This window comes from Saccharothrix saharensis, from assembly GCF_006716745.1.
In the GTDB taxonomy this organism is placed as follows: Bacteria; Actinomycetota; Actinomycetes; order Mycobacteriales; family Pseudonocardiaceae; genus Actinosynnema; species Actinosynnema saharense.
In genome coordinates, this window is the sequence record NZ_VFPP01000001.1 from 5,784,280 (window position 1) to 5,807,204 (window position 22,925).

22 protein-coding genes are annotated in these 22,925 nt (G+C 71.6%); 14 read left to right on the forward strand and 8 right to left on the reverse strand.

All coding sequences use genetic code 11. From position 1 onward, the window contains the following. Positions 1-32 precede the first annotated feature (32 nt). Together FHX81_RS26060 and FHX81_RS26065 are read left to right on the forward strand one after the other, a co-directional pair. The gene (locus FHX81_RS26060; RefSeq protein WP_141980666.1) at positions 33-512 is read left to right on the forward strand and encodes a SigE family RNA polymerase sigma factor; all 480 of its coding nucleotides are present in this window, start codon (positions 33-35) and stop codon (positions 510-512) included. Beyond that, positions 509-1,531: a hypothetical protein gene (locus tag FHX81_RS26065; RefSeq protein ID WP_141980668.1), complete on the forward strand. Its 1,023-nt coding sequence runs from the start codon at positions 509-511 to the stop codon at positions 1,529-1,531. The genes FHX81_RS26060 and FHX81_RS26065 overlap by 4 nt, the downstream gene beginning before the upstream one ends. 45 nt (positions 1,532-1,576) lie before the next feature. On the opposite strand, the gene FHX81_RS26070 is transcribed toward FHX81_RS26065, so the two are convergent. Genes FHX81_RS26070 through FHX81_RS26080 form a run of 3 tightly spaced genes read right to left on the reverse strand, consistent with a single transcriptional unit; the run spans position 1,577 to position 4,073 of the window. After that, complete coding sequence (locus FHX81_RS26070) at positions 1,577-2,371, reverse strand: ABC transporter permease (protein WP_141980670.1); 795 nt, start codon at positions 2,369-2,371, stop codon at positions 1,577-1,579. Further along, a complete protein-coding gene (locus FHX81_RS26075; protein ID WP_141980671.1) occupies positions 2,364-3,131 on the reverse strand; it encodes an ABC transporter permease in 768 nt (255 codons plus the stop codon). The genes FHX81_RS26070 and FHX81_RS26075 overlap by 8 nt, the downstream gene beginning before the upstream one ends. 3 nt (positions 3,132-3,134) lie before the next feature. Then, positions 3,135-4,073, reverse strand: coding sequence for an ABC transporter ATP-binding protein (locus FHX81_RS26080; protein WP_141980672.1), 939 nt, complete (start codon positions 4,071-4,073; stop codon positions 3,135-3,137). 147 nt (positions 4,074-4,220) lie between these two features. Between FHX81_RS26080 and hutH the strand changes: the two genes are divergently transcribed. From hutH to hutI, 7 genes are read left to right on the forward strand one after another with little or no spacing between them, the layout of a single operon-like run. Beyond that, on the forward strand, positions 4,221-5,726 hold the full coding sequence (gene hutH, locus FHX81_RS26085; RefSeq protein WP_141980674.1) for a histidine ammonia-lyase: 1,506 nt from the start codon (positions 4,221-4,223) through the stop codon (positions 5,724-5,726). Beyond that, entirely contained in the window at positions 5,726-7,369 is a 1,644-nt protein-coding gene (hutU, locus tag FHX81_RS26090; protein ID WP_141980675.1) for a urocanate hydratase, read from the forward strand. The genes hutH and hutU overlap by 1 nt, the downstream gene beginning before the upstream one ends. After that, positions 7,362-8,540 (forward strand): allantoate amidohydrolase, encoded by a 1,179-nt coding sequence (locus FHX81_RS26095; protein ID WP_141980676.1) that lies wholly within the window; start codon positions 7,362-7,364, stop codon positions 8,538-8,540. Before hutU ends, FHX81_RS26095 begins: the two co-directional genes overlap by 8 nt. Continuing rightward, a complete protein-coding gene (locus tag FHX81_RS26100; protein WP_141980677.1) occupies positions 8,537-9,805 on the forward strand; it encodes a formimidoylglutamate deiminase in 1,269 nt (422 codons plus the stop codon). The genes FHX81_RS26095 and FHX81_RS26100 overlap by 4 nt, the downstream gene beginning before the upstream one ends. A gap of 51 nt (positions 9,806-9,856) precedes the next feature. Then, positions 9,857-10,684, forward strand: coding sequence for a helix-turn-helix domain-containing protein (locus tag FHX81_RS26105; RefSeq protein ID WP_141980679.1), 828 nt, complete (start codon positions 9,857-9,859; stop codon positions 10,682-10,684). Between the two features lie 11 nt (positions 10,685-10,695). After that, on the forward strand, positions 10,696-10,881 hold the full coding sequence (locus FHX81_RS26110) for a DUF397 domain-containing protein (protein ID WP_246107976.1): 186 nt from the start codon (positions 10,696-10,698) through the stop codon (positions 10,879-10,881). Then, positions 10,878-12,023: an imidazolonepropionase gene (gene hutI, locus FHX81_RS26115; RefSeq protein WP_141980683.1), complete on the forward strand. Its 1,146-nt coding sequence runs from the start codon at positions 10,878-10,880 to the stop codon at positions 12,021-12,023. Before FHX81_RS26110 ends, hutI begins: the two co-directional genes overlap by 4 nt. Here the strand turns inward: hutI and FHX81_RS26120 are convergent. Continuing rightward, complete coding sequence (locus FHX81_RS26120; RefSeq protein ID WP_141980684.1) at positions 11,983-12,861, reverse strand: dihydrodipicolinate synthase family protein; 879 nt, start codon at positions 12,859-12,861, stop codon at positions 11,983-11,985. The genes hutI and FHX81_RS26120 overlap by 41 nt on opposite strands. Positions 12,862-12,932: 71 nt before the next feature. On the opposite strand from FHX81_RS26120, the gene FHX81_RS26125 reads away from it, so the two are divergent. Further along, a complete protein-coding gene (locus FHX81_RS26125) occupies positions 12,933-13,874 on the forward strand; it encodes a LysR family transcriptional regulator (protein WP_141980685.1) in 942 nt (313 codons plus the stop codon). Here the strand turns inward: FHX81_RS26125 and FHX81_RS26130 are convergent. Further along, positions 13,864-14,307, reverse strand: a complete 444-nt coding sequence (locus tag FHX81_RS26130; protein WP_141980687.1) for a hypothetical protein — start codon at positions 14,305-14,307, stop codon at positions 13,864-13,866. The genes FHX81_RS26125 and FHX81_RS26130 overlap by 11 nt on opposite strands. Next, positions 14,304-15,677, reverse strand: a complete 1,374-nt coding sequence (locus FHX81_RS26135; protein ID WP_141980688.1) for an O-antigen ligase family protein — start codon at positions 15,675-15,677, stop codon at positions 14,304-14,306. The genes FHX81_RS26130 and FHX81_RS26135 overlap by 4 nt, the downstream gene beginning before the upstream one ends. Before the next feature lie 158 nt (positions 15,678-15,835). On the opposite strand from FHX81_RS26135, the gene FHX81_RS26140 reads away from it, so the two are divergent. The 4 genes from FHX81_RS26140 to FHX81_RS26155 all read left to right on the forward strand — a co-directional run bounded on the left by FHX81_RS26140 (position 15,836) and on the right by FHX81_RS26155 (position 18,655). After that, entirely contained in the window at positions 15,836-16,828 is a 993-nt protein-coding gene (locus tag FHX81_RS26140) for an aldo/keto reductase (RefSeq protein WP_141980689.1), read from the forward strand. A 116-nt stretch (positions 16,829-16,944) separates the two neighbouring features. Then, on the forward strand, positions 16,945-17,409 hold the full coding sequence (locus FHX81_RS26145) for an excisionase family DNA-binding protein (RefSeq protein ID WP_141980690.1): 465 nt from the start codon (positions 16,945-16,947) through the stop codon (positions 17,407-17,409). Positions 17,410-17,421: 12 nt separating this feature from the next. Then, a complete protein-coding gene (locus tag FHX81_RS26150) occupies positions 17,422-17,961 on the forward strand; it encodes a PIN domain-containing protein (RefSeq protein WP_246107977.1) in 540 nt (179 codons plus the stop codon). A 16-nt stretch (positions 17,962-17,977) separates the two neighbouring features. Continuing rightward, on the forward strand, positions 17,978-18,655 hold the full coding sequence (locus tag FHX81_RS26155) for a class I SAM-dependent methyltransferase (protein WP_141980694.1): 678 nt from the start codon (positions 17,978-17,980) through the stop codon (positions 18,653-18,655). Here the strand turns inward: FHX81_RS26155 and FHX81_RS26160 are convergent. Further along, complete coding sequence (locus tag FHX81_RS26160) at positions 18,619-18,798, reverse strand: DUF6104 family protein (protein WP_073891432.1); 180 nt, start codon at positions 18,796-18,798, stop codon at positions 18,619-18,621. The two genes, FHX81_RS26155 and FHX81_RS26160, sit on opposite strands and share 37 nt — an antisense overlap. Before the next feature lie 74 nt (positions 18,799-18,872). After that, on the reverse strand, positions 18,873-22,598 hold the full coding sequence (locus FHX81_RS26165; RefSeq protein ID WP_141980695.1) for a multifunctional oxoglutarate decarboxylase/oxoglutarate dehydrogenase thiamine pyrophosphate-binding subunit/dihydrolipoyllysine-residue succinyltransferase subunit: 3,726 nt from the start codon (positions 22,596-22,598) through the stop codon (positions 18,873-18,875). Positions 22,599-22,925 lie beyond the last annotated feature (327 nt).

Genomic DNA, 22,925 nt, shown 5'->3' on the forward strand with positions numbered 1-22,925 from the left:
AACAAAACCCCGGCAGGGCGCATTGGAGGGGTATGACCGACAGCTTCGAGGACTTCGCCACCCGGCAGGTCACCCCGCTGCTGCGGTACGCCACCGTGTTGACGGGCGATCCGCACCTCGCCCAGGACATCGTCCAGGAGAGCCTGCTCCGCGCCCAACAGCGCTGGACCCGCATCGCCGCCCTCGACGCACCGGTCGCGTACCTCAAGCGGATGGTGACCAACGAGTACCTCGGTTGGCGCCGCCGCCTGAAGGCGCACATACCCCTGCTGGGCGTGGACCCGCCCGCACCCGACCCTACCGGGCACTACGACGAGCGGGCGTCGATGCTCCAGCGCATCGACCGGCTCCCGCGCAAGCAGAAGGCCGCCGTCGTCCTCCGCTACTACGAGGGCTACGACGACGCCGAGATCGCCGCCGTCCTGGGCTGCGCCCAGGTCACGGTCCGCAGTCACATCTCCCGCGCGCTGGCAGTGCTGCGCGCCGACGAACGCGTGAGGCAGTCGCTGTGAACGACACCACCGAGACCCTGATCACCGACGCCCTGCACCACCGGGCCGAGCGCACGCCGCCGCCCGGGCCGGTGCTCGCCGCCCTGCACCGGCCGCGCCGGGCGCGCAAGCCGATGCTCGTGGCGCTCACCGCCGCCGGCACGGTCGCCGCCGCGGCCGCGCTGGTGGTGGCCACCGTGCCCGGGTCGACCGTCGGCCAGGCCCCGCCCGCCCAGCAGCTCAGCACCACGGCGGAGCCCACGCCCGTGCCGGTCGCCGACGTGCCCACCCGGGCCCTGGACTACCGGCCCGCGGTGATGCTCGACGGCTACGCCGAACGGGGACGCGTCATCGGCCCGTGGGGCACGTCCCGCCTCTACGCGCCCGGTGCCACCGATCCGGGCTCGCCGCTGGTCCGCTTCGGCGTCCTGACGAGCATCGCCGGCGACGTGGGTCCCAAGGTCGAGAACGCGCCGGTCGGCGACCGCACGACGGTCGGCGGCGCGCCGGCGGCCTGGTTCGGCGACAACCTGTACTGGAACGTCGCCCCGGGGCGCGTGCTCAGCATCGGCCTGGAGAACGTGACCGGCGTGGACGTCCGGGCGGAGGTGCGGCGGATCGCCGACTCCGTCACGGCGGACACCGCGTCGATGCGCATCCCGTTCTCGCTGAACGAGTACCCGTACGTCGAGGTGACGGGGTCGAGCGCGACCGACTGGGCGATCGCCGGCACGAGCGACGTCGACAACGTCCGGTACGCCGTGGAACTGCTGCGCACCGCCGAGGCCCCGGCGAACTCCACCCCCACCACGGTGGACGGCAAGCCCGCCCACTACTCCGCCGACGGGTTCGGCCTGCTCGCCGTCCAGCTCGCGCCGAACCTCCAGGTCCGGGTGAAGCCGAGCGAGTACGACCCCGGCAAGGGGCCCGTGCCGCCCGGCCTGGAGACCGAGCACGCGTCGGTCGAGGTGTTGACCGCGGTGGCGGCGGCGCTGGCGGTGGACATCAACCCGGACGTGGCCTGGATCGGCACGCGCTGAGTGCCTGACGTGGTGGGCGCTCCCGTGCGCGGAGCGCCCACCACGTCAGCCGCCGAACTCGATCGTGCCGTCCCGCCGCCCCCGCCGGACCATGCGGTCGAAGCTCACCGCCGCCACCGCGAACCACACCGCCCCGACGCACACCTCCAGCCCGAGCTGCGCGAGCACGGTCGTCGCCGGTCCCTCCGCGATGAACGCCCGGATCGCGGCCAGCCCGTGCGTCATCGGCAGCACGGACGTGACCGCGCGCAGCCAGTCCGGCCAGAACGACGTCGGCACGTTCACCCCGCAGAACGTCATCAGCACCAGGTAGCTGAGGTTCAGCGCGAGCCACCGCGCCGACGGGAACCCGAGCACGAACGACGCCACGCACGTGCCGTAGCAGTAGCACGACAACCCCACCACGAAGATCATCAACGGCACCAGGCCCGCCTCCGGCCACGGCAGCCGCACCCCGAACAGCGGCGGCAGCACGACGAACGCGGTGGTGGACGCCGCCACGCCCGAGCCGAGGTTCACCAGCCCCCGTCCCAGGTACACGGTGAGGTGGGAGGCCGGCGCGGCGACCATCAGCGACAACGTGCCCGAGTGCCGTTCGCCGACGGTCAGCAGGATGACCACGGTCGCGTCGATGGCCATGATCGCGACCAGGTTGCCGATGAGCAGGTAGTCGACCTGCTGCTGAGACCCGAGCATCCGACCGATCAGCGCGTAGAAGCACGCCTGGATCAGCAGCCGGGACAGCCACATGAACGTCCACGTCTTCCACGTCTGGAACGCCGAGAACATGATCCACGAGGCGATCAGGCCGTGCTTGAGCACCCGGAGCTGGTCACGCATACGTCACCACCCCCAGCTCGCGCGCCCGGCGCAGGGTCGCCGCCAGCAGCACGCGCCCGGCGACCAGCGCGACGACGCCCAGCCCGACGATCGCCAGCAGCCGCCACCCGACGTCGGCGACGGGCCCGGCGGCCAGGGCGTCCCGCATCAGGTCCGCGGACCAGGACAGGAAGATCGCGTGCGACAGCGGTTGCAGCGGCTCCGGCAGGTACTGCACGGGCACCATCACACCGGACAGCAGGTAGATCGGGAAGCTGAGGAAGTTCAGGTAGCTGTTGCTGTTCCTGGACAGCAGCATGGACGCCGCCAGCAGCAGGCTCGTGCCGACCATCGCGAACACCGACGCCGCCATGGCCGTCCAGAACACCCACGCGTGGTGCACGACCGGCGTCACGCCGAACAGGAGCTCGCCCAGCAGCCAGGTCTCGCCGAGCGGGACGACGCCCAGCACCATCACCGCCGAGATCCGGCCCAGGTAGACCGAGTGCACGGCACCGGGCGCGGCCATGCCCAGCTCCAGCGTCGAAGCCCAGCGCTCGCCGACGAGCACGGTCGTCGCCAGCCCCGTGGCGAAGCCCCACAGCCCGATCAACGTGGGTGCGAGGAACGCGTTGGCGACCAGGTCGGGCCGGGCCGCGTGCAGCACGATCGACAGCATCATGACCACGGTGAACGGGATCGTGCACAGCGTCAGCAGCTCGTCGGGCTGCCTGCGGAGCAGCCAGAACTGCGTGCGGACCCCGGACAGGAAGAGGCGCACGCCCTACACCTCCATCCCGCGGCGGCCGATGAGGTCGAGGTAGACGTCCTCCAGCCGGGGCGGCACGGCGTGCACCGAGCGCACGCCGCGGTCCAGCAGGAAGTCCAGCACCGCGCGCGCCGCCCGGTCGTCGGTCGTCTTGACCCGCAGCACGCCGTTGCGGGTCTCGGTGTCGACGACGCCGGGGATGCCGGTGACGTCCAGCGTCGTCTCGGCCTCGACCCAGCGGTGCAGGCCGGACATCTCGGCCAGGCCGCGCGGCGACTCGGTGGCCAGCACCCGGCCCTTGTCGATCAGCGTGACGCGGTCGCAGACCTCCTCGGCCTCGTCCATGTCGTGGGTGGTGATGAGGATGGTGCGGCCCTCGTCGCGCAGCTCGCCGATGAGCTCGCGGAAGTCGTGCGCGGCCACCGGGTCCATGCCGGTGGTGGGCTCGTCGAACAGGACCAGCCTCGGGTCGCCGATCAGGCCGCGCGCGAGGTGCACGCGCTGCTTCATGCCCCGGGAGAACGTCTCCACGAGGTCGTCGGCCTTGTCGGCGAGGCCGAGGCGGTCGAGCAGCTCGTCGGCGCGGACCGCGGCCCGCGCGTCGGGGATCTTGTAGAGCGCGGCCCAGTAGCGCAGCGTCTGCCGCGCGGTGAGCTTGCCGTACAGGCCGCGCTCGCCGCCGAACACGATGCCGATCCGGGACCGGATCTCGGCCGCGCCCGCCACGACGTCGTGGCCGAGCACCTCGGCGGTGCCGGAGGTGGGCAGCAGGATCGTGGACAGGATCTTGCACAGCGTGGTCTTGCCCGCCCCGTTCGGGCCGAGCAGGCCGTGGACCTCGTTCTCCGGCACGTCCAACGTGATCCCGGCGAGCGCGGTCACCTCCTCGCCCTTGGGCCGCCACCCCTTGCCCTTGCGGAACGTCCTGGTCAGGTTCTGCACGCGAACACTCATCGTCACCCCCCTGGTGGTTCCCGTGACGCTACCGCCGTACCTGAACGGGTGGAGACCGAATAACGCCGACCCGCACCGTCTCGGATACCAGACACGATCGGCGGATGTCGGGTCGTGCCGATGCCGCCACCGGGTTGAGATGGGCACATGCAGCAACCCGTGCAGCTGGGTCCGAAACCCCTGACCCGCGAGGACGTCCACGCCGTGGCCCGGGGCGACGCGCGCGTGGAGATCACGGAGGCGGCCCGCGAGGCGGTCACCACCGCCCGCGCGTACATCGAGCGCCTGGCCACCGCCGAGCAGCCGACCTACGGCGTGTCCACCGGCTTCGGCGCGCTGGCGGTCCGGCACATCCCGCCGGACCGCCGTGCCGCCCTCCAGCAGTCCCTGGTCCGCTCGCACGCGGCGGGCTCCGGCCCCGAGGTCGAGCGCGAGGTCGTGCGCGCCCTGGTCCTGCTCCGCCTCAAGACGCTGACCAGCGGCCACACCGGTGTCCGGCTGAAGACCGCCGAGGCGATGGCCGCGATGCTCAACGCCGGCATCACCCCGGTCGTGCACGAGTTCGGCTCGCTCGGCTGCTCCGGCGACCTCGCGCCGCTGTCCGCCGCCGCCCTGGCCCTCACCGGCGAGGGTGACGTCCGCGACGCCGACGGCACCCTGGTTTCGGCCGCGACGGCCCTCGCCGCGGCGGGCATCGAGCCCGTCCGCCTGGCCGAGAAGGAGGGCCTGGCGCTGATCAACGGCACGGACGGCATGCTCGGCATGCTGGTGCTGGCGATCGAGGACCTGGGCTACCTGCTCGACGTCGCCGACCTGACCGCCGCGATGAGCGTGGAAGCCCTCCTCGGCACGGACCGCGTGTTCGCCGCCGACCTCCAGGCGCTGCGCCCGCACCCCGGCCAGGGGCGGTCCGCGCGGCGCATGGCGGAGATCCTGCGCGGCTCCGAGATCATGGACAGCCACCGCGGCCCGGACTGCACGCGCGTGCAGGACGCCTACTCGTTGCGCTGCTCGCCGCAGGTCCACGGCGCGGCCCGGGACACCGTCGCCCACGCCGCGACCGTCGCCGACCGCGAGCTCGCGTCGTCCATCGACAACCCGGTGGTGCTGGCCGACGGCCGGGTCGAGTCCAACGGCAACTTCCACGGCGCGCCGATCGCCTACGTGCTGGACTTCCTGGCCATCCCGACCGCGGACGTGGCGAGCATCGCCGAGCGCCGCACCGACCGGATGCTGGACGTGAACCGGTCGCACGGCCTGCCGCCGTTCCTGGCGCACGACCCGGGCGTGGACTCCGGCCACATGATCGCCCAGTACACGCAGGCCGCGATCGTCAGCGAGCTCAAGCGGCTGGCCGTGCCCGCGTCGGTCGACTCGATCCCCAGCAGCGCGATGCAGGAGGACCACGTCTCCATGGGCTGGTCCGCCGCGCGCAAGCTCCGCCAGGCCGTGGACGGCCTGCGGCGGGTCCTCGCGATCGAGTTCCTGACCGCCGCACGCGCGCTCGACCTGCGCAAACCGCTCAACCCCGCCCCCGCGACCGCGGCGGCCGTGGCGAAGCTGCGCGAGCACGTCCCGGGTCCCGGCCCGGACCGCCACCTCGCGCCCGAGATCGCCGCCGCCGAAGACCTGATCCGGAAGGGAGCACTCTGATGGTGCGCGCCGCCCGAGGAACCGAGCTGACCGCCCGCAGCTGGCCGACCGAGGCCGCGTTGCGGATGTTCCACAACAACCTCGACCCCGACGTGGCCGAGCGCCCCGAGGACCTGGTGGTCTACGGCGGCACCGGCAAGGCCGCGCGCGACTGGCCGAGCTTCCACGCCATCAGCCGCGAGCTGGCGAACCTCGCCGACGACGAGACCCTGCTGGTGCAGTCCGGCCGCCCGGTCGGCGTGATGCGCACCCATGAGTGGGCACCGCGCGTGCTCATCGCCAACTCGAACCTGGTGCCGGACTGGGCGAACTGGCCCGAGTTCCGCCGGCTGGAGGCCGAGGGCCTGACCATGTACGGCCAGATGACGGCCGGTTCGTGGATCTACATCGGCACCCAGGGCATCCTCCAGGGCACCTACGAGACGTTCGCCGCCGTGGCCGACAAGCGGTTCAACGGCACGCTGCGCGGCACGCTCACCGTCACCGCGGGCCTCGGCGGCATGGGTGGTGCGCAGCCGCTCGCCGTCACCATGAACGAGGGTGTGGCCCTCTGCATCGAGGTCGACCCGCAGCGCGCTCGCCGCCGCGTGGAGACCCGCTACCTGGACGAGATCGCCGACGACGTCGACGACGCCATCGCCCGCGTGCTGGCCGCCAAGTCCGAGGGCCGGGCGCTGTCGGTCGGCCTGATCGGCAACGCCGCCGAGGTGCTGCCCGAGCTGCTGCGCCGGGACGTGCCGGTGGACATCGTGACCGACCAGACCTCCGCGCACGACCCGCTGGCGTACTGCCCGAAGGGCGTGGCGGTGGAGGACTGGCCCGACTACGCGGCCAAGAAACCCGACGAGTTCACCGACCGCGCCCGCGAGTCGATGGCCGACCACGTCGAGGCGATGGTGGGCTTCCTGGACCGCGGCGCGGAGGTGTTCGACTACGGCAACTCGATCCGCGGCGAGGCCAAGGCGGGCGGCTGCGAGCGGGCGTTCGACTTCCCCGGCTTCGTGCCCGCCTACATCCGGCCGCTGTTCTGCGAGGGCAAGGGCCCGTTCCGCTGGGCCGCGCTGTCCGGTGACCCGGCGGACATCGCCAAGACCGACCGGGCGATCCTGGAGCTGTTCCCGGAGAACGAGCAGCTCGCCCGCTGGATCAGGATGGCGGGCGAACGGGTCGAGTTCCAGGGCCTGCCCGCGCGGATCTGCTGGCTCGGCTACGGCGAGCGCCACCTCGCCGGGCTGAAGTTCAACGAGATGGTGGCCTCGGGGGAGCTGTCCGCGCCGATCGTCATCGGCCGCGACCACCTGGACTGCGGCTCGGTCGCCTCGCCGTACCGGGAGACCGAGGCGATGGCCGACGGCTCGGACGCGATCGCCGACTGGCCGCTGCTCAACGCCCTGGTCAACACCGCTTCCGGGGCCACCTGGGTGTCGCTGCACCACGGCGGCGGCGTCGGCATCGGCCGGTCCATCCACGCCGGTCAGGTGACCGTCGCGGATGGCACGCCGCTGGCCGCGCGGAAGATCGAGCGGGTGCTGACCAACGACCCGGCCATGGGCGTGATCCGGCACGTGGACGCCGGCTACCAGCGCGCGGTCGACGTCGCGGCGGAGAAGAACGTGCCGATCCCGATGAGCGCTGATGACTGACCTCGCGGACATCGCCGACGTCGGACGTGACGGGCGGCGCGGCGGCTACTCGCGGCACGGCTTCGACCCCGTCGAGCTGGAGCTGCGGGCGTGGTTCGTGGCGGAGGCCGAGCGGCGCGGGCTGGACGTGCGGCCCGACCGCAACGGCAACCTCTGGGCCTGGTGGGGCGAACCCGGACCGGACGCGGTGATCACCGGCAGCCACCTCGACTCGGTGCCCGGCGGCGGGGCGTTCGACGGGCCGCTGGGCGTCGTGTCGGCGTTGCAGGCCGTCGACCTGCTGCGGGCCCGCGGGTTCACGCCGTCGAAGCCGTTGGCGATCGTCGTGTTCGTGGAGGAGGAGGGCGGGCGCTTCGGCGTCGCGTGCCTCGGGTCGCGCCTGATGACGGGCGCGATCACGGCGGAAGCCGCGTGCAGGCTGGTGGACGCGGACGGCGTCACGTTCGGCGAGGCCGCCCACGCGGCCGGGTTCGACCCGTTGCGGATGGGGCGTGACGACCGGGCGCTGGCGTCCGTCGGGGCGTTCGTGGAGCTGCACGTCGAGCAGGGGCGCGGGCTGGACGTGCCGGTGGGGCTGGCCGGATCGATCCTGGCGCACGGCCGGTGGCGGTACACGTTCACGGGCGAGGGCAACCACGCCGGCGCGACGCTGATCGAGGACCGGCGCGACCCGATGCTGCCCGCCGCCGCCCTGGTGCTGGCCGCTCGTCGTGCGGCGACGTCGGGCGCGCGGGCCACGGTCGGGCGGATCGTGCCGAACCCCGGCGGCACCAACGTGATCGCGTCGTCGGTCGACGTGTGGCTGGACGCGCGGGCCGACGACGAGCCGCGCACCCGCGAGGTGGTCGCGGAGATCACCGACGCGGCGCGTTCGGCGGCGGCGGACGAGGGCTGCGAGGTGCGCGTGACCGAGGAGAGCTGGGGCGGGACCGTGCACTTCGACCCCGGTCTCATGGCACGCATCCGGGACGCCCTCGGCGGTGACACGCCCGCGTTGCCCACCGGGGCCGGCCACGACGCGGGGATCCTGTCGTCGCACGTGCCGACGGCGATGTTGTTCGTGCGCAACCCGACCGGGATCAGCCACGCGCCGGAGGAGTTCGCCGAGGCGGACGACTGCGCGGCGGGCGTGGTGGCGTTGGCGACGACGTTGGAGCACCTGGCGCGATGAAGAGCTTCTGGTGCGAGCGGGCGTGGTTGCCGGACGGGATCGCGTCGCGGGTGCTGGTGCGCGTGGACGGTGGGCGCATCGCGTCGGTGTCCGGTGTGGACACCATTCCGCTCGGCGTGGAACGGTTGTACGGCTTGGTGTTCCCGGGCTTCGCCAACGCGCACTCGCACGCGTTCCACCGGGCGTTGCGCGGGCGCACGCACGGTGACGGCGGCACGTTCTGGACGTGGCGGGACCGGATGTACGCGGTGGCGGAGCGGTTGACGCCGGAGTCGTACCTGAAGCTGGCCCGGGCGGTGTACGCGGAGATGGCCGTGGCCGGCGTGACGGCGGTGGGGGAGTTCCACTACCTGCACCACGGCGGGAACGAGATGGCGGAGGCGCTGCGGCAGGCCGCGCGCGACGCCGGGATCAGGCTCACCCTGTTGGACGCTTGCTACCTGGCGGGTGGGATCGGGCAGCCGGTGCGCGGTGTGCAGGAGCGGTTCTCCGACGGGACCGGGGACCGGTGGCTCGACCGGGTCGCTGAGCTGCGCGGTGACGACAACACCAAGATCGGTGCGGCGATCCACTCGGTCCGCGCTGTGCCACGTGAAACATTGTCGCTGGTAGCGGGCGCGTTCCCCGATCGGCCGCTGCACGTACACCTGTCGGAGCAACCGGCTGAGAACGAAGCGTGCCTCCAGGCGTACGGCTTGACGCCGACCGAGCTGCTGGCCGAGGCCGGTGCCCTCACGCCGCGCACGACCGCCGTGCACGGGACGCACTTGTCCACAAGGGACATCAGCCTGCTCGGCTCGACGCGCACCGGCGTGTGCTTCTGCCCCACGACCGAGGCCGATCTGGCGGACGGCATCGGTCCCGCCCGGGAGCTGGCCGACGCCGGGTCGCCGTTGTCGCTGGGCAGCGACCAGCACGCGGTCATCGATCCGTTGGCGGAGGCGCGGGCGTTGGAGCACAACGAACGCCTGCGCACGGGTGAACGCGGCCGTTTCGCACCGGCGGACCTCGTCGCGGCACTGACGAACCACGCCGCCATCGGCTGGCCCGAGGCCGGCCGGATCGAGGCCGGTGCCCCGGCCGACCTGGTAGCCGTTCGGGTGAACTCCATCCGCACCGCCGGCACCGCCCCGGAGCAGTTGATCATGTCTGCCACCGCTTCGGACGTCGCTGCCGTAGTAGTAGGGGGGAGGGTCGTAGCCCGCGATGGCGTGCACGAGCAGCTAGGTGACGTGTCAAGGCTCTTGGTCGAGGCGATCGACTGATCGAGTGATGGGAATCCCAGGGTTGTCAGTCCCGGACACCATCATGGCCGCATGTCTGCACGCCCGACCTTTCGCCGCAGGAAGTTGGCCCGCCGCTTGCGCCGGATGCGCGAGGCGGCGGGCATGACCATCGAGGACGCCGCCATCGCGCTGGACAAGCACCGCAATAGCCTCTACCGGCTGGAGGCGGGCGAGACACGGCTCGACGTCCACCTGGCGCGCTCGATGATGGACGTCTACGACCAGTACGACCCGAACCTCGTCGATGACGTCCGCGACGCGCTGAAGCCGGAGTGGTGGATGAAGTTCGGCATGCGCGCCATGGGCTACGTCGACCTGGAAACCGAGGCGAGGGAGGTCCGCGAGCTAGCGCTGATCTACATACCCGGTCTGCTGCAAACCCAGCCGTACATGAAGGCGATTTTCGAGTCAGGCACCTTGAACCGGGTCGAGCAAGGCACTGAAGCCCAGGTCCGGTTGATCCGCCAGCGCCGCCTGACCGACGACACGCAGCCGCTGGACCTGCTCGCTCTGATCGACGAGTCCGCCCTCCGGCAGACGATCGGCGGTGCGGGGGTCATGCGCGACCAGCTGGAGCACCTCGTCATGATGGCCGAGTTGAGCACAGTCACCCTGCACGTCCTGCCGAGGACCATCGGCGCGCACGGTGGGCAAGGTGGTGCCTTCGCCTTGCTGGATTTCCCCGACCCCGAGGACCGGACCATGCTCTACGTGGGATACGGCATAGGGTCCATCCACATCGAGGAACCCGGCGAGGTGCGGCGGGCTAAGCTGCTCTTCGACCACCTGCTTGAACGAGCGCTCGGTCCGGGGGACTCGGTTGCCTTGATCGAGCAGATCATCGCCGAGTACGAATGAGGAGCCATCCCTTGTCTACCGGTAACTTCACCGACGCGGTGTGGCGGAAGGGCAGTCGCAGCGGCGCCGGCGGGCAGGACAACTGCGTCGAGGTGGCGTTCGCCGGCCCGGTGGCGGGTGTTCGGGACTCGAAGAACCCTCGGGCCGGTGTCCTGGCGTTCCCGGTCTCCGCTTGGCAGCGGTTCGTGCGTTCGTGACCAGCACACTCGTCACCAACATCGGTGAGCTGACCACGAACGACCCGGAACTGGGTCGCCTCACCGACGCCGCGCTGGTCTTCACCGACCGCGTGGAGTGGGTCGGGCCCGCGTCCGCCGCACCGGCCGCCGACAAGCGCGTGGACGTGGCGGGACGGGCGGTCCTGCCCGGGTGGGTGGACAGCCACACGCACCTGGTCTTCGCGGGCGACCGGACGGCCGAGTTCGAAGCCCGCATGGCCGGTCAGGCGTACGCGGCCGGCGGGATCGCGGTCACGGTCGACGCCACGCGGTCGGCGTCGGACCAGGAGTTGACGGCGAACCTCCGGCGGCTCGTCGCCGAAGCCGTGGCGCAGGGGACCACCACGGTCGAGACCAAGACCGGCTACGGGCTGACCGTCGCGGACGAGGTGCGATCGGCGCGGATCGCGGCGGCGGACGTCGACGAGGTCACCTTCTTGGGTGCACATCTGGTGCCGCCGGGCGCTGACGCGGACGAGTACGTGGCGCTGGTGATCGGCGAGATGCTGGACGCGGTCGCGCCGCACGTGCGGTGGGCGGACGTGTTCTGCGAGCGGGGCGCGTTCGACGCGGACCAGTCGAGGGCCGTGCTGGAAGCGGCGCGGGCCAAGGGTCTGGGCCTGCGGGTGCACGGCAATCAGCTCGGCGAAGGTCCGGGCGTGCGGCTGGCGGTGGAGCTGGGCGCGGCCAGCGTCGACCACTGCACGTACCTCTCGGCCGCCGACGTCGACGCGTTGGCGCACTCGTCCACCGTCGCCACCCTGCTGCCGGCGTGCGACCTGTCGACCCGCCAGTCCCTGCCGCCCGCCCGGGAGTTGCTGGACGCGGGCGCGACGGTGGCGTTGGCCGGCAACTGCAACCCGGGCAGCTCGTACACCACGTCCATGGCTTACTGCATCACCACCGCGGTGCTCCAGATGCGCATGACCGTCGAGGAAGCCGTCACCGCCGCCACCTTGAACGGGGCGAAGGCGCTCCAGCGCACCGACGTGGGCCACCTGTCACCGGGTGCCCGCGCCGACGTCCACGTCCTCGACGCGCCCTCGACCACGCACCTCGCGTACCGGCCGGGTGTCCCGCTCACGCACGCGGTGTGGCGAGCAGGCCTTCGACAGCGGTGAGGGCGGCCGACGCGCTGTCCGGGTGAGCGGCCAGCAGCGGCAGGCGGACGTCCGGGGTCGGGATGCGCCCCTGCGCGTGCAGCACGGCCTTGATCACGGTCGGGTTCGGCTCGGCGAACAGCGCCGCCGACACCCGGCCGAGCCGCCCACCCAGGTCACGTGCCGCGGCCACGTCACCGGCGTGCCAGGCGTCGATCAACCGGACGAACTCGCCGGTCGCGATGTGCGCCGACGCCAGGATGCCGCCGTGCGCGCCGAGCGCCAGCAGCGGCGAGATGAACGTGTCGTCCCCGCCGAGGATCGCCAGGTCGGGCAGGTCGGCGAACAGCTCGACCGTGTCGGCGTTGATGCCGCCCGCCGCGTACTTCAGCCCGACGATGCCCGGCACCTCCGCCAGTCGCCGCAACGCCGCCGCGGACAGGTACTGGCCCGTGCGGTACGGGATGTCGTAGACGACCAACGGCACCGGGCTGTCCGCCGCCAACCGGGTCAGGTGGGCCACCGCACCCGCCTCGCCGGGCCGGACGAACGACGGCACCACCGTCAGCGCTGCGGTCACCTCTGCATGGCTGCACAACATCTGCAAGCTTGCAGCTGTGTTCGCACCGACGACCAGCGGCGCGCGACGCTCACGGCAGACCCGGCGCACCACGCCCAACACGGCCTGCTGCTCGTCGGCGCTGAGCGAAGACGGCTCGCCGGTCGTGCCCAACGCCACCAGGCCGCGCGCGCCGTCGTCCAACGCCTGCTGGGCGAGCGCCTCCAGCGCGTCGAGGGCCACGGCCCCGGACCGGTCGAACGGCGTGATCAAGGGGACGTACAGGCCGGTGAGCGTCATGGGCACCACGGTGCCCGCCCGAACCGTGAAGGACCAGTTCGCGTTCCTCAACCCGACCGTAAGCTGAACTGATGCTCGATGTCCGCCGCCTCCGGCTCCTGCGCGACCTGGCCCGCCTGGGCACGATCGCGGCCGTCGCCCAGGCCCACGCCTACACGCCGTCGGCGGTGTCCCAGCAGCTCGCCGCCCTGCAACGGGAAGCGGGCGTCCCGCTGCTCGAGCACACCGGCCGCAGCGTCACCCTCACCCCCGCCGCCACCGCGCTGGTCGGTCACACCGAGACGATCCTGGCCGCCCTGGAAGCCGCCTCCGCCACCCTCGCCGCCGCCCGCACCGGCCTGTCCGGCGCCGTGCGGATCGGCGCGTTCCCGAGCGCCGTGCCGATCCTGCTGCCCGCCGCGCTGGTCGCGCTGGGCCGCGACCACCCCGGCCTCGACCTCATGGTCACCGAGCTGGACCCGGTCGACATGCCGGACGCGCTGCGGGACGGGCGGCTGGACGTGGCGCTCTGGCACGACTACGACATCGCGCCCGTCGAACCCGACCCCGGCGTCGACTCGGTGCCGCTGCTGGACGAGAAGGTGTTCCTCGCCGTGCCCGCCGAACGGCCGGAGGGGACGATCGCGAGCACCCGCGACGCGGATTGGATCGTCGGCACACCCGGCACGCTCTGCCACACGGTGGCGATGCGGGTCTGCCAGGCGGCCGGTTTCACGGCCGGGGTCCGGCACCACGCCGACGACTTCACCGCCGTGCTCGCCCTCGTCGCCGCGGGTCAGGGCGTCGCGCTCGTGCCGGAGCTCGGCGCGACCCACCCACCGGCCGACGTCCGCCTCGTCCCCCTGGACGTCCACCGCCGCACCCGCATCGCCTACCGCCGAGGTGCCGCCGAGCACCCCGTGATCGCCGCGTGCGTGCGCGCGCTGGAGTCCTCGACCACGGCCTACCTGGCCCGGACCGGTGGTGGGGCGCACCCGGTCGGCGCGCCCCACCACCGTCACGTCACGACCTGACGATCGCGATCTCGCGCTCGTCGGAGACCTGGCCGGAACCGGTGCTGGTGTAGGCGGACGCGTACGCCGTGCCCACCCGGAACGGGTGCTCCTCGGCGTGCACCGACACCGTCAGGGTCTGCAACCCGCCCGTGCACGTGATCGGGGTGTACCCGCTGCCGCTCGCGATGCCGGGGCCGACCCGCTGCGTGACGCGGACGTTGGCGTAGTTGCTCCAGCCCGCCGGGCAGACGATCGTCAGCTCGACTCTCAGGGCCGCGCCGCGAGCCAGTCGTTCAGCGGGTGACTGGACGCGGATGCCCGTCTGCGACGGGGACTGCGCGCTCACGTCGGCGCTCGACGGCAGCACGGACGCGAAGATCGCGCCCGCGACGACGGCCAGCACGGCCGCGGCCTTGGCCGGGCGCGCGTTCCGGATCCGGGGGATTCTCACGGTTTCTCCTCTGCGGTTGGGGTTGCCGCCCGCACGGGTGCGCGGGCGGTGGGTTCGGCGGAGGCCAGCCCGGTGAGCAGGCCGGCCGTCAGCACGATCACGGGCAGGTGCCACAGGAAGTCGAAGCCGCTGTGCACGAGCAGCGCCACCAGCGCGGCGGCGCAGCCCGCCCACAGCGCCCCGGCGCGGCCGCGCCGCACCACGACGGCCAGCGCCACCAGCACGAGCACCACCAGGCCGAGGCCGATCGCGCCCAGTTCGACCAGCACCTGGAGGTACTCGTCGTGCACGTACCGCATCACGCGGGACCCGCCGTCGGGCCCGGTGAACGCGAACCACCCGTTGCCCGGTCCGACACCCGTCCACGGGCGCGCGGCCACCAGGTCCAGTGCCGCCCCGGTCGCTCCGCCGCGGTCCGGCGAACCGGTCGAGAGCCTGCCCGCGAGCAGCCGGTCCAGGTCGAGGACCAGGAGCGCCACGAGCACCGCGGCGACGAACCCGGCCGTGACGCCCACCAGCCGGAGCGTCGGTCGGGCGCGGTCCAGCCCGGCGGTGACGGCCGCCCCGGCGACGAGCCCGAGCACCGCGAGGCCCGCGTTGGCCGGCTCGGCGACCGGGAACGACGGCGCCAGCGCGGCCAGGGCGATCAACGCGCCCAGCGCGGGTGGACCGGTGTGCCGCAGCGTGGTCCGGACGCCGTTGAACACCGCCAGCGCCACCAGTCCGGCCAGCAGCGCGAGCAGACCGGCGCGGCTCAACGTCGCGCCGACCCCGACGACCAGCGCGTACGCCGAGCAGGCCGACACCACCGAGTGCGGGTGGGCGGTGTGCAGGGCGAGCGCCAGCACCGCCGACGCGGCGAGCAGCGCGGCGGCGGCGTTCGGGTAGGTCAGCGTCGACGCGGCGCGCGTGAGGCCATCGGCGATCACGGACCACGACGGGATCCGCCACACCACGGCCGCCCAGCCGGACAGCGCGACCAGCACGCCCACGCCGACGAGCGCCGACGCGCACAGCTCCCGCTGCCGGGCATCGGCCCGACCGGCCGCGAACGCCGCCGCGGCCAGGCAACCGACGGCCGCGACCGTCGGCAGGGCGTCGATGACCTGGCCGTTCAGCAGCGCGCGCAGGACCGCCCACGCGGCGAGCCCGGCGCAGGCCACCGGGAGCGGACCGGGACGCGAGGGGCGGTCGCGCAGGGCCAGGACGAGGGCGGCTGCGGCGAGCGCGCCGGAGAAGAGGCGTCCGGGCAGGTAGTAGCCGCCCTGGGCGACGACGGCGGCGGCGATCGCGGCGAGCAGCAGCAGCACGGCGTGCGGCATGACGATGCCGTCCTGTGGCACGACGCGGTCGGACTCCGTTCCCCCCATGCAGGCCCCCCAGCCCTCGCCACCCGCGCGAGCGGGTACCGCCGCATACAAGCACGGGTCACCGTCGTCGCGGAGCGGTTCGCGGTGGAATGCGCCTTTTGCCGGTACGCGCCGACCGCCGGGTGGTCGTGGCGATCTGCTTCGGGCAGGCTGGCCCCATGGAGTACACCCAGCTCGGCCGTTCCGGCCTGTCCGTGTCCCGCCTGTGCCTCGGCACGATGAACTTCGGCCCGGAGACGTCCGAGGCCGACAGCCACACGATCATGGACCGGGCGCACGAGCACGGCATCAACTTCTTCGACACCGCCGACGTCTACGGGTGGCAGCGCGGTGAGGGCATCACCGAGAACATCATCGGCCGGTGGTTCGCCCAGGGCGGCGGGCGGCGGGACCGGACCGTGATCGCCACCAAGCTGTACGGCGACATGGGGGACTGGCCGAACGAGAAGCGGCTGTCCGCCCTGCACATCCGGCGGGCCGCGGACGCGTCGCTGCGGCGGTTGCAGACCGATCACATCGACCTGCTCCAGATGCACCACGTGGACCGCGACACCCCGTGGGACGAGATCTGGGAAGCGTTCTCCGTGCTGCGGCAGCAGGGGAAGGTGATCTACTTCGGGTCGTCCAACTTCGCCGGGTGGCACATCGCGCAGGCGCAGGAGGCGGCGCGGTCGCGGCACTTCCTCGGGCTGGTCAGCGAGCAGTCGATCTACAACCTGGTCAACCGGTTCGCGGAGCTGGAAGTCCTGCCCGCGGCCCGGCACTACGGCCTCGGCGTGATCCCGTGGTCGCCGCTGGGCGGCGGCGTCCTGGGCGGCGTGCTGCGCAAGCAGCGGGAAGGCGGCGGCTCCCGCGGCACGTCCGGCCGCAGCCTCCAGGCGCTGGAGAAGCACGGGGACGCGATCGAGGCCTACGAGAAGCTGGCGGCGGACCTGGGCGAGGACCCGGCGCACGTCGGCGTGGCGTGGCTGCTGCACCAGGAGGGCGTGACGGCACCGATCATCGGACCGCGCACCGTCGAGCAGCTGGACGGCTCCCTGCGCTCCACCGAGATCGCCCTGGACGCCGACGTCCTGGCCAAGCTGGACGACCTCTTCCCGGCCCCCGGCCCGAACGGCTCCCACCCCGCGCCGGAGGCGTACGCCTGGTAGGTCGGTCGACGGGCCGTGGGTGATTCGCCCACGGCCCCACCCATCCGGCGGAATCGAGCACATCTCTATTGCGTCCGCTTCGTCTGTTGCGGATACTTCGGATAGAGGTGATGTGCATGGCGACGAAAGCGGAAGGGGCCAAGGTGGCGCCCGGCGTGGTCGACGCCGAGGTTGCGGCTCGCGCCCTGCGTCGAGTGAAGGACTACCTCGCATCCGCCGGAGCACGGTCCGACGAGCTGGAAATCCTCGTGGAAGGTGGCCCCGGCGAGGCGCTGGTCGTGCCGCGGCAGGCGGTCGAGCTGTTCGCCCACATCCTCGCCGCCATGGCGAACGGCCAAGGCGTCCAAATCATGCCGGTCAACGCCGAGTTGACCACCCAACAGGCGGCGGAGTTGCTGAACGTCTCCCGTCCGTACCTGATCGGACTGCTCGAACGCGGTGAGATCGAGTACCGGCTCGTGGGCAGGCACCGGCGCGTCCGGTTCGACGCGCTGATGGACTACATGCGTCGCGACGACCTCGCCCGCAAGCAGGTGGTGGACGAGTTGACGCGGCTGGACCAGGAGTTGGGAACGGACTGAATGGCCTTCGTCGTGGTGTACGACGCCTGTGCCTTGTACGGCAACACCCTGCGCAACCTGCTCATCAGGGTGGCGCGTGCGCGATTGGTGCAGGCGAAGTGGACCGAGCGGATACTCGATGAGGTCGATCGGAGCCTCGCGGAGAAGCGGGGAATCCCGGAGGACAAGCGACGTCGGCTGCGTGAACTGATCAACGGTTCCGTGGCCGACTGCCTCGTGGAGGGGTACGAGCCCCTCATCGACGGCTTGGCCCTGCCGGACCCGGATGACCGGCACGTGCTCGCCGCGGCCATCAAAGTCGGCGCGCAGGTGATCGTGACCGCCAACCTGTCCGACTTCCCACCCGACTACCTCGGGCAGTGGGACGTCGAGGCCAAGAGCCCGGACGACTTCGTGCTCGACCTGATCGGCATCAACGACCGGGTCGTCTACTCCTGTGTCCAGCAGATCGTCGACGAGCGGGTCAACCCGCCTGAAACGATCGATGACGTGCTGGGTCAGTTGGAGCGCTCAGGCCTGATCGAGTCGACCGCCGCCCTGCGACTTGGTTGACCGAAGGAGGCGAGCCGTGACCACTGCCCCGGACGGCAGCCCTGTCGAGGTCTATGCGCTCCTGCCGCCCCTGGGCGAGGCAGAGGTGGTGCACGGTGTGTTGCCGGACGGGGCGGACGTGCTCGATCTCGGGTGTGGGACCGGGAGGGTGGCGCACCGGCTCGTGGAGCTCGGGCACCCCGTGGTCGGGGTGGACGAGTCGGCCGAGATGTTGGCCCACCTGAACGGGGTGGAGGCGGTTCGGGGGCGGATCGGGGACCTGTGGTTGGGGCGGCGGTTCGGTGGTGTGCTGTTGGCCGCCCACCTGGTCAACACGCCGTCCGACGATGAGCGGCACGCGTTGCTCGCCTCGGCGGCACGCCACCTGCGCGACGACGGCCGCCTCGTCGTCCAGTGGCACCCGCCGTCCTGGTTCGACACGGCGGCCGACGGGCAGGGTGGGACCATCGGTCCGGTGCACAGCTCGTTGCGGGACGTCCGGCGTGACGGCGACCTGCTCAGCGCGACCGTCGACTACCGCGCCGACGACCGCACCTGGTCCCACCCGTTCACGGCCCGCCGCCTGTCCGGAGACGACCTGGACGCCGCGCTCGACGCCGCCGGGCTCGTGCGCGACACCTGGCTCACCCCCGACCGGACCTGGTTCTCGGCCCGGGGTCAGTCCTCGAAGTCCTCGTCGTCCCGTGCCAGGTAGGTGGCCAGGCGCTCGACGGCCGTCTCGAAGTCGGGGTTCAGGTCGACGAACGCGCGCAGCTTGTCCGCCAGCCACGCGAACGTCACCTCCTCCTCGCCCCGCCGGGACTCCAGCTCCTCGATCCCACGGTCGGTGAAGTACACGATCTCCTCCAACGAGAACGGCCGAGCCGCCGAGACCCGGGAGTCTCGACGGCTCGGCGCGAACGATCAGATCCCTACTCGAACGCCTTCGCGATCAGCTCGCGCTGCTCGACCTCGTGCACCTTGGACGAGCCCGCCGACGGCGCGGCCATCGGGCGGCGCGACACGCGCTTGACCGCGAACCGCTCCGGCAGCAGCTCCGGCAGCGCCAACCCGAAGAACGGCCACGCGCCCTGGTTCGCCGGCTCCTCCTGGACCCAGCGGACCTCGGTGGCGTTCGGGTAGCGGTCCAGCGCCTCGGTCAGCTTGCGCGCCGGCACCGGGTACAGCTGCTCGACCCGCACGACCGCGACGTCCTTCACGCCCCGCTTCTCCTGCTCGGCCAGCAGCTCGTAGTAGATCTTGCCGCTGCACAGCAGGACCTTGCGCACCGCGCTCGGCTCGACGCCGCTCGGGTCGTCGATCACCGACTGGAACTTGTCCTCCACGAACGCCTCGACCGGGCTGGTCGCGGCCTTCAGGCGCAGCATCGACTTCGGGGTGAACACCACCAGCGGCCGGTTCACGCCGTCCAGCGCGTGCCGCCGCAGCAGGTGGAAGTAGTTCGCCGGCGTCGACGGCACCGCGATCGTCATCGAGCCCTCCGCGCACAGCTGGAGGAACCGCTCGATCCGGCCGGACGTGTGGTCCGGGCCCTGGCCCTCGTGGCCGTGCGGCAGCAGCAGCACGACGTCGGACACCTGGCCCCACTTCGCCTCACCGGACGAGATGAACTCGTCGATGATCGGCTGCGCGCCGTTGACGAAGTCGCCGAACTGCGCCTCCCACAGCACCAGCGCGTCCGGGTTGGCCACGGAGTAGCCGTACTCGAAGCCCAGCGCCGCGAACTCCGACAGCACCGAGTCGTACACCATGAACTTGCCCTGGTTCTCGGCCAGGTTCTGCAGCGGGGTGTACTCCTCGGACCGCTTGCGGTCCACCAGCGTGGCGTGCCGCTGCACGAACGTGCCGCGCCGCGAGTCCTGGCCCGCCAGGCGGACCGTGCGGCCCTCCAGCACCAGCGACCCGAACGCCAGCAGCTCGGCGAACGCCCAGTCGATGCCGCCCTCGCGGGCCATCTTGCTGCGCCGCTCCAGCACCGGCTTCACCCGCGGGTGCGGGGTGAAGCCCTCGGGCAGGTTCACGTGCGCGTCGGCGATCTTCTCGATCACCGACCGGTCGACCCCGGTGGGCAGCTTGGTCGGGACCTGCTGCTCCTCCTCGATCGACGGCGAGGTCTTGATCGGGTGCTTCTCCAGCTCCCGGACCTCGTTGAACACGTGCTCCAGCTGCGAGGAGAAGTCCTGCAGCGCCTTCTCGGCCTCTTCGACGGAGATGTCGCCGCGACCGATCAGGGCCTCGGTGTAGGTCTTGCGCACCGAGCGCTTGGTGTCGATCACGTCGTACATCGCCGGCTGCGTCATCGAGGGGTCGTCACCCTCGTTGTGGCCGCGGCGGCGGTAGCAGACCATGTCGATCACGACGTCCTTGTTGAACGCCTGCCGGTAGTCCACCGCGAGCTTGGCGACCCAGTAGCACGCCTCCGGGTCGTCGCCGTTGACGTGGAACACCGGCGCGCCGATCATCTTCGCCACGTCGGTCGAGTACTTCGACGAGCGCGAGTGCTCGGGCGCGGTGGTGAAGCCGACCTGGTTGTTCACCACGACGTGCACCGTGCCGCCGGTGCGGTAGCCGCGCACCAGCGCCAGGTTCAACGTCTCGGCGACCACGCCCTGGCCCGCGAACGCGGCGTCGCCGTGCAGCGCGACCGGCAGCACGGTGAAGCCCTCGCCGCCCTTGTCCAGCATGTCCTGCTTGGCCCGGACGATGCCCTCGAGCACCGGGTCGACGGCTTCCAGGTGCGACGGGTTCGCGGTCAGCGACACCTTCGTCTCGCCGTCGCCGAACATCCGGAAGTACTTGCCCTCCGCGCCCAGGTGGTACTTCACGTCACCGGAGCCGTGCGCCTGGCCGGGGTCGAGGTTGCCCTCGAACTCGCGGAAGATCTGCGAGATCGGCTTGCCGACGATGTTCGCCAGCACGTTCAGCCGGCCGCGGTGCGGCATGCCGATGACGACCTCGTCGATCTCGTGCTCGGCGGCCTTGTCCAGCACCGCGTCCAGCAGCGGGATGACCGTCTCGCCGCCTTCGAGCGAGAACCGCTTCTGGCCGACGTACTTCGTCTGCAGGAAGGTCTCGAACGCCTCGGCGGCGTTGAGCTTCGACAGGATGTACTTCTGCACGGTGGCCGGCGGCTTCTCGTGCGGCACCTCGACGCGCTCCTGGATCCAGAGGCGCTCCTCCGGGTCGAGGATGTGCATGTACTCGACGCCGACCGTGCGGCAGTACGAGTTGCGCAGCACGCCCAGGATGTCGCGCAACCTCATCCGCTCCTGGCCCGCGAACCCGCCGACCGGGAACTCCCGGTCCAGGTCCCACAGGGTCAGGCCGTGCGACAGGACGTCGAGGTCCTGGTGGCTGCGCTGGCGGTAGTTCAGCGGGTCCGTGTCGGCCATCAGGTGGCCGCGGGTGCGGAACGCGTCGATCAGCTCGATGACGCGGGCGGTCTTGTCGACCGCGCCCTCGGGGATGTCGGCGACCCAGCGGATCGGCTCGTACGGCAGCCGCAGCGACGTGAACACGTCGTCGTAGAAGCCGTCCTCGCCGAGGAGGAGCTGGTGGATCCGCTTGAGGAACTCGCCCGACTCCGCGCCCTGGATGATGCGGTGGTCGTAGGTGGAGGTCAGCGTGATGATCTTGCTGACGCCCATGTCGGTCAGGGCCTGCTCGCTGGTGCCCTGGAAGTGCGCCGGGTACTCCATCGCGCCGACGCCGATGATCGCGCCCTGGCCCGCGGTCAGGCGCGGCACCGAGTGGTTGGTGCCGATCGTGCCCGGGTTGGTCAGCGAGATGGTGGTGCCGGAGAAGTCCTCGGCGGTCAGCGAGCCGGTCCGCGCCTTGCGGATCAGGTCCTCGTAGGCCTGCCAGAACTGCGTGAACGTCATGTTCTCGCAGCCCTTGATCGAGGCCACGACCAGCGAGCGGGAGCCGTCCTTGCCGGGCAGGTCGATCGCCAGGCCGAAGTTCACGTGCTCGGGCGTGACCACGAACGGCTTGCCGTCGACCTCGGCGAAGTGCCGGTTCATGTTCGGGTACGCCTTGAGCGCCCGCACCACCGCGTACCCGATGAGGTGGGTGAAGGAGACCTTCCCACCGCGGGTGCGCTTGAGGTGGTTGTTGATCACGATGCGGTTGTCGGCCAGCAGCTTGGCGGGCACGGCGCGCACGCTCGTCGCGGTCGGAACGGTGAGCGAGAGCTCCATGTTCTTCGCGATGGCGGCGGCGGCGCCGCGCAGCTGCTTCTGCTCCTCGCCCTGGGCCGGCTGCACCGGCGCGGCCTTGGCGGCCTGGGCGGGTGCGGGCTTGGCCGCGGGCTTCTGGGCCGGTCGGCTCGTCGCGGCGGCCTGGCTCTTCGGCTGCTGCGTCGGCGTCTGCTGCGACTGCCGGCCCTGCGCGGCCTGCTGGGTCGCGGGTGTGGCGGTCGGCGCGGACTGGGCCGGAGCGGTCTTGGTGGCGGTCGTGGTGCCGTTCTCCGCTGTCGTCGCCGCCCCGTTGCCCGACCGCTGCGTCGACTTGTAGTCGGCGAAGAAGTCGTGCCAGGCCGGGTCCACGGACGACGGATCGGCGAGGAACTGCTCGTACATCTCCTCGACCAGCCACTCATTGGGGCCGAACTGAGAAGCAGGACTGCTGCTGGACACGGCTGGCGCTCGCCTCTATCCATCTCGCTCTTGGTAATGACTCACTCATGGTCAGGCTAGTCCCCCGTCTGGTGCAGTTCACACACAGGAGGGGCAGCGCACCGAGTGTTCTCTCACAGAATCGGTCAGGTCATCGGCCGGTGTTATGGGTGCTTGGGCATCACTTGAGGTTAGGCCCGTCACACCTCCGGCGGTGCTTCGACTGGGAGTAGTTCTGCGCACGCCGCGGGTGGGCGCGGTGTGAGGTGTTCAACAGGCTGAAGCGTGGTCGTTGGTGTGCCTCTGACCTGCGTGTTCAACTTCCTGGTTGACATGGAGGGCGGGGCT

Bases quoted from the DNA above. Each gene is read 5' to 3' on its own strand.
- FHX81_RS26145 (WP_141980690.1), top strand. From the start codon at position 16,945: ATGGCGACGAAAGCGGAAGGGGCCAAGGTGGCGCCCGGCGTGGTCGAC.
- FHX81_RS26095 (WP_141980676.1), top strand. From the start codon at position 7,362: ATGACTGACCTCGCGGACATCGCCGACGTCGGACGTGACGGGCGGCGC.
- FHX81_RS26060 (WP_141980666.1), top strand. From the start codon at position 33: ATGACCGACAGCTTCGAGGACTTCGCCACCCGGCAGGTCACCCCGCTG.
- FHX81_RS26100 (WP_141980677.1), top strand. From the start codon at position 8,537: ATGAAGAGCTTCTGGTGCGAGCGGGCGTGGTTGCCGGACGGGATCGCG.
- FHX81_RS26140 (WP_141980689.1), top strand. From the start codon at position 15,836: ATGGAGTACACCCAGCTCGGCCGTTCCGGCCTGTCCGTGTCCCGCCTG.
- FHX81_RS26135 (WP_141980688.1), bottom strand. From the start codon at position 15,677: ATGGGGGGAACGGAGTCCGACCGCGTCGTGCCACAGGACGGCATCGTC.
- FHX81_RS26080 (WP_141980672.1), bottom strand. From the start codon at position 4,073: ATGAGTGTTCGCGTGCAGAACCTGACCAGGACGTTCCGCAAGGGCAAG.
- FHX81_RS26125 (WP_141980685.1), top strand. From the start codon at position 12,933: ATGCTCGATGTCCGCCGCCTCCGGCTCCTGCGCGACCTGGCCCGCCTG.
- hutU (WP_141980675.1), top strand. From the start codon at position 5,726: ATGGTGCGCGCCGCCCGAGGAACCGAGCTGACCGCCCGCAGCTGGCCG.
- hutH (WP_141980674.1), top strand. From the start codon at position 4,221: ATGCAGCAACCCGTGCAGCTGGGTCCGAAACCCCTGACCCGCGAGGAC.
- FHX81_RS26105 (WP_141980679.1), top strand. From the start codon at position 9,857: ATGTCTGCACGCCCGACCTTTCGCCGCAGGAAGTTGGCCCGCCGCTTG.
- FHX81_RS26070 (WP_141980670.1), bottom strand. From the start codon at position 2,371: ATGCGTGACCAGCTCCGGGTGCTCAAGCACGGCCTGATCGCCTCGTGG.
- FHX81_RS26120 (WP_141980684.1), bottom strand. From the start codon at position 12,861: ATGACGCTCACCGGCCTGTACGTCCCCTTGATCACGCCGTTCGACCGG.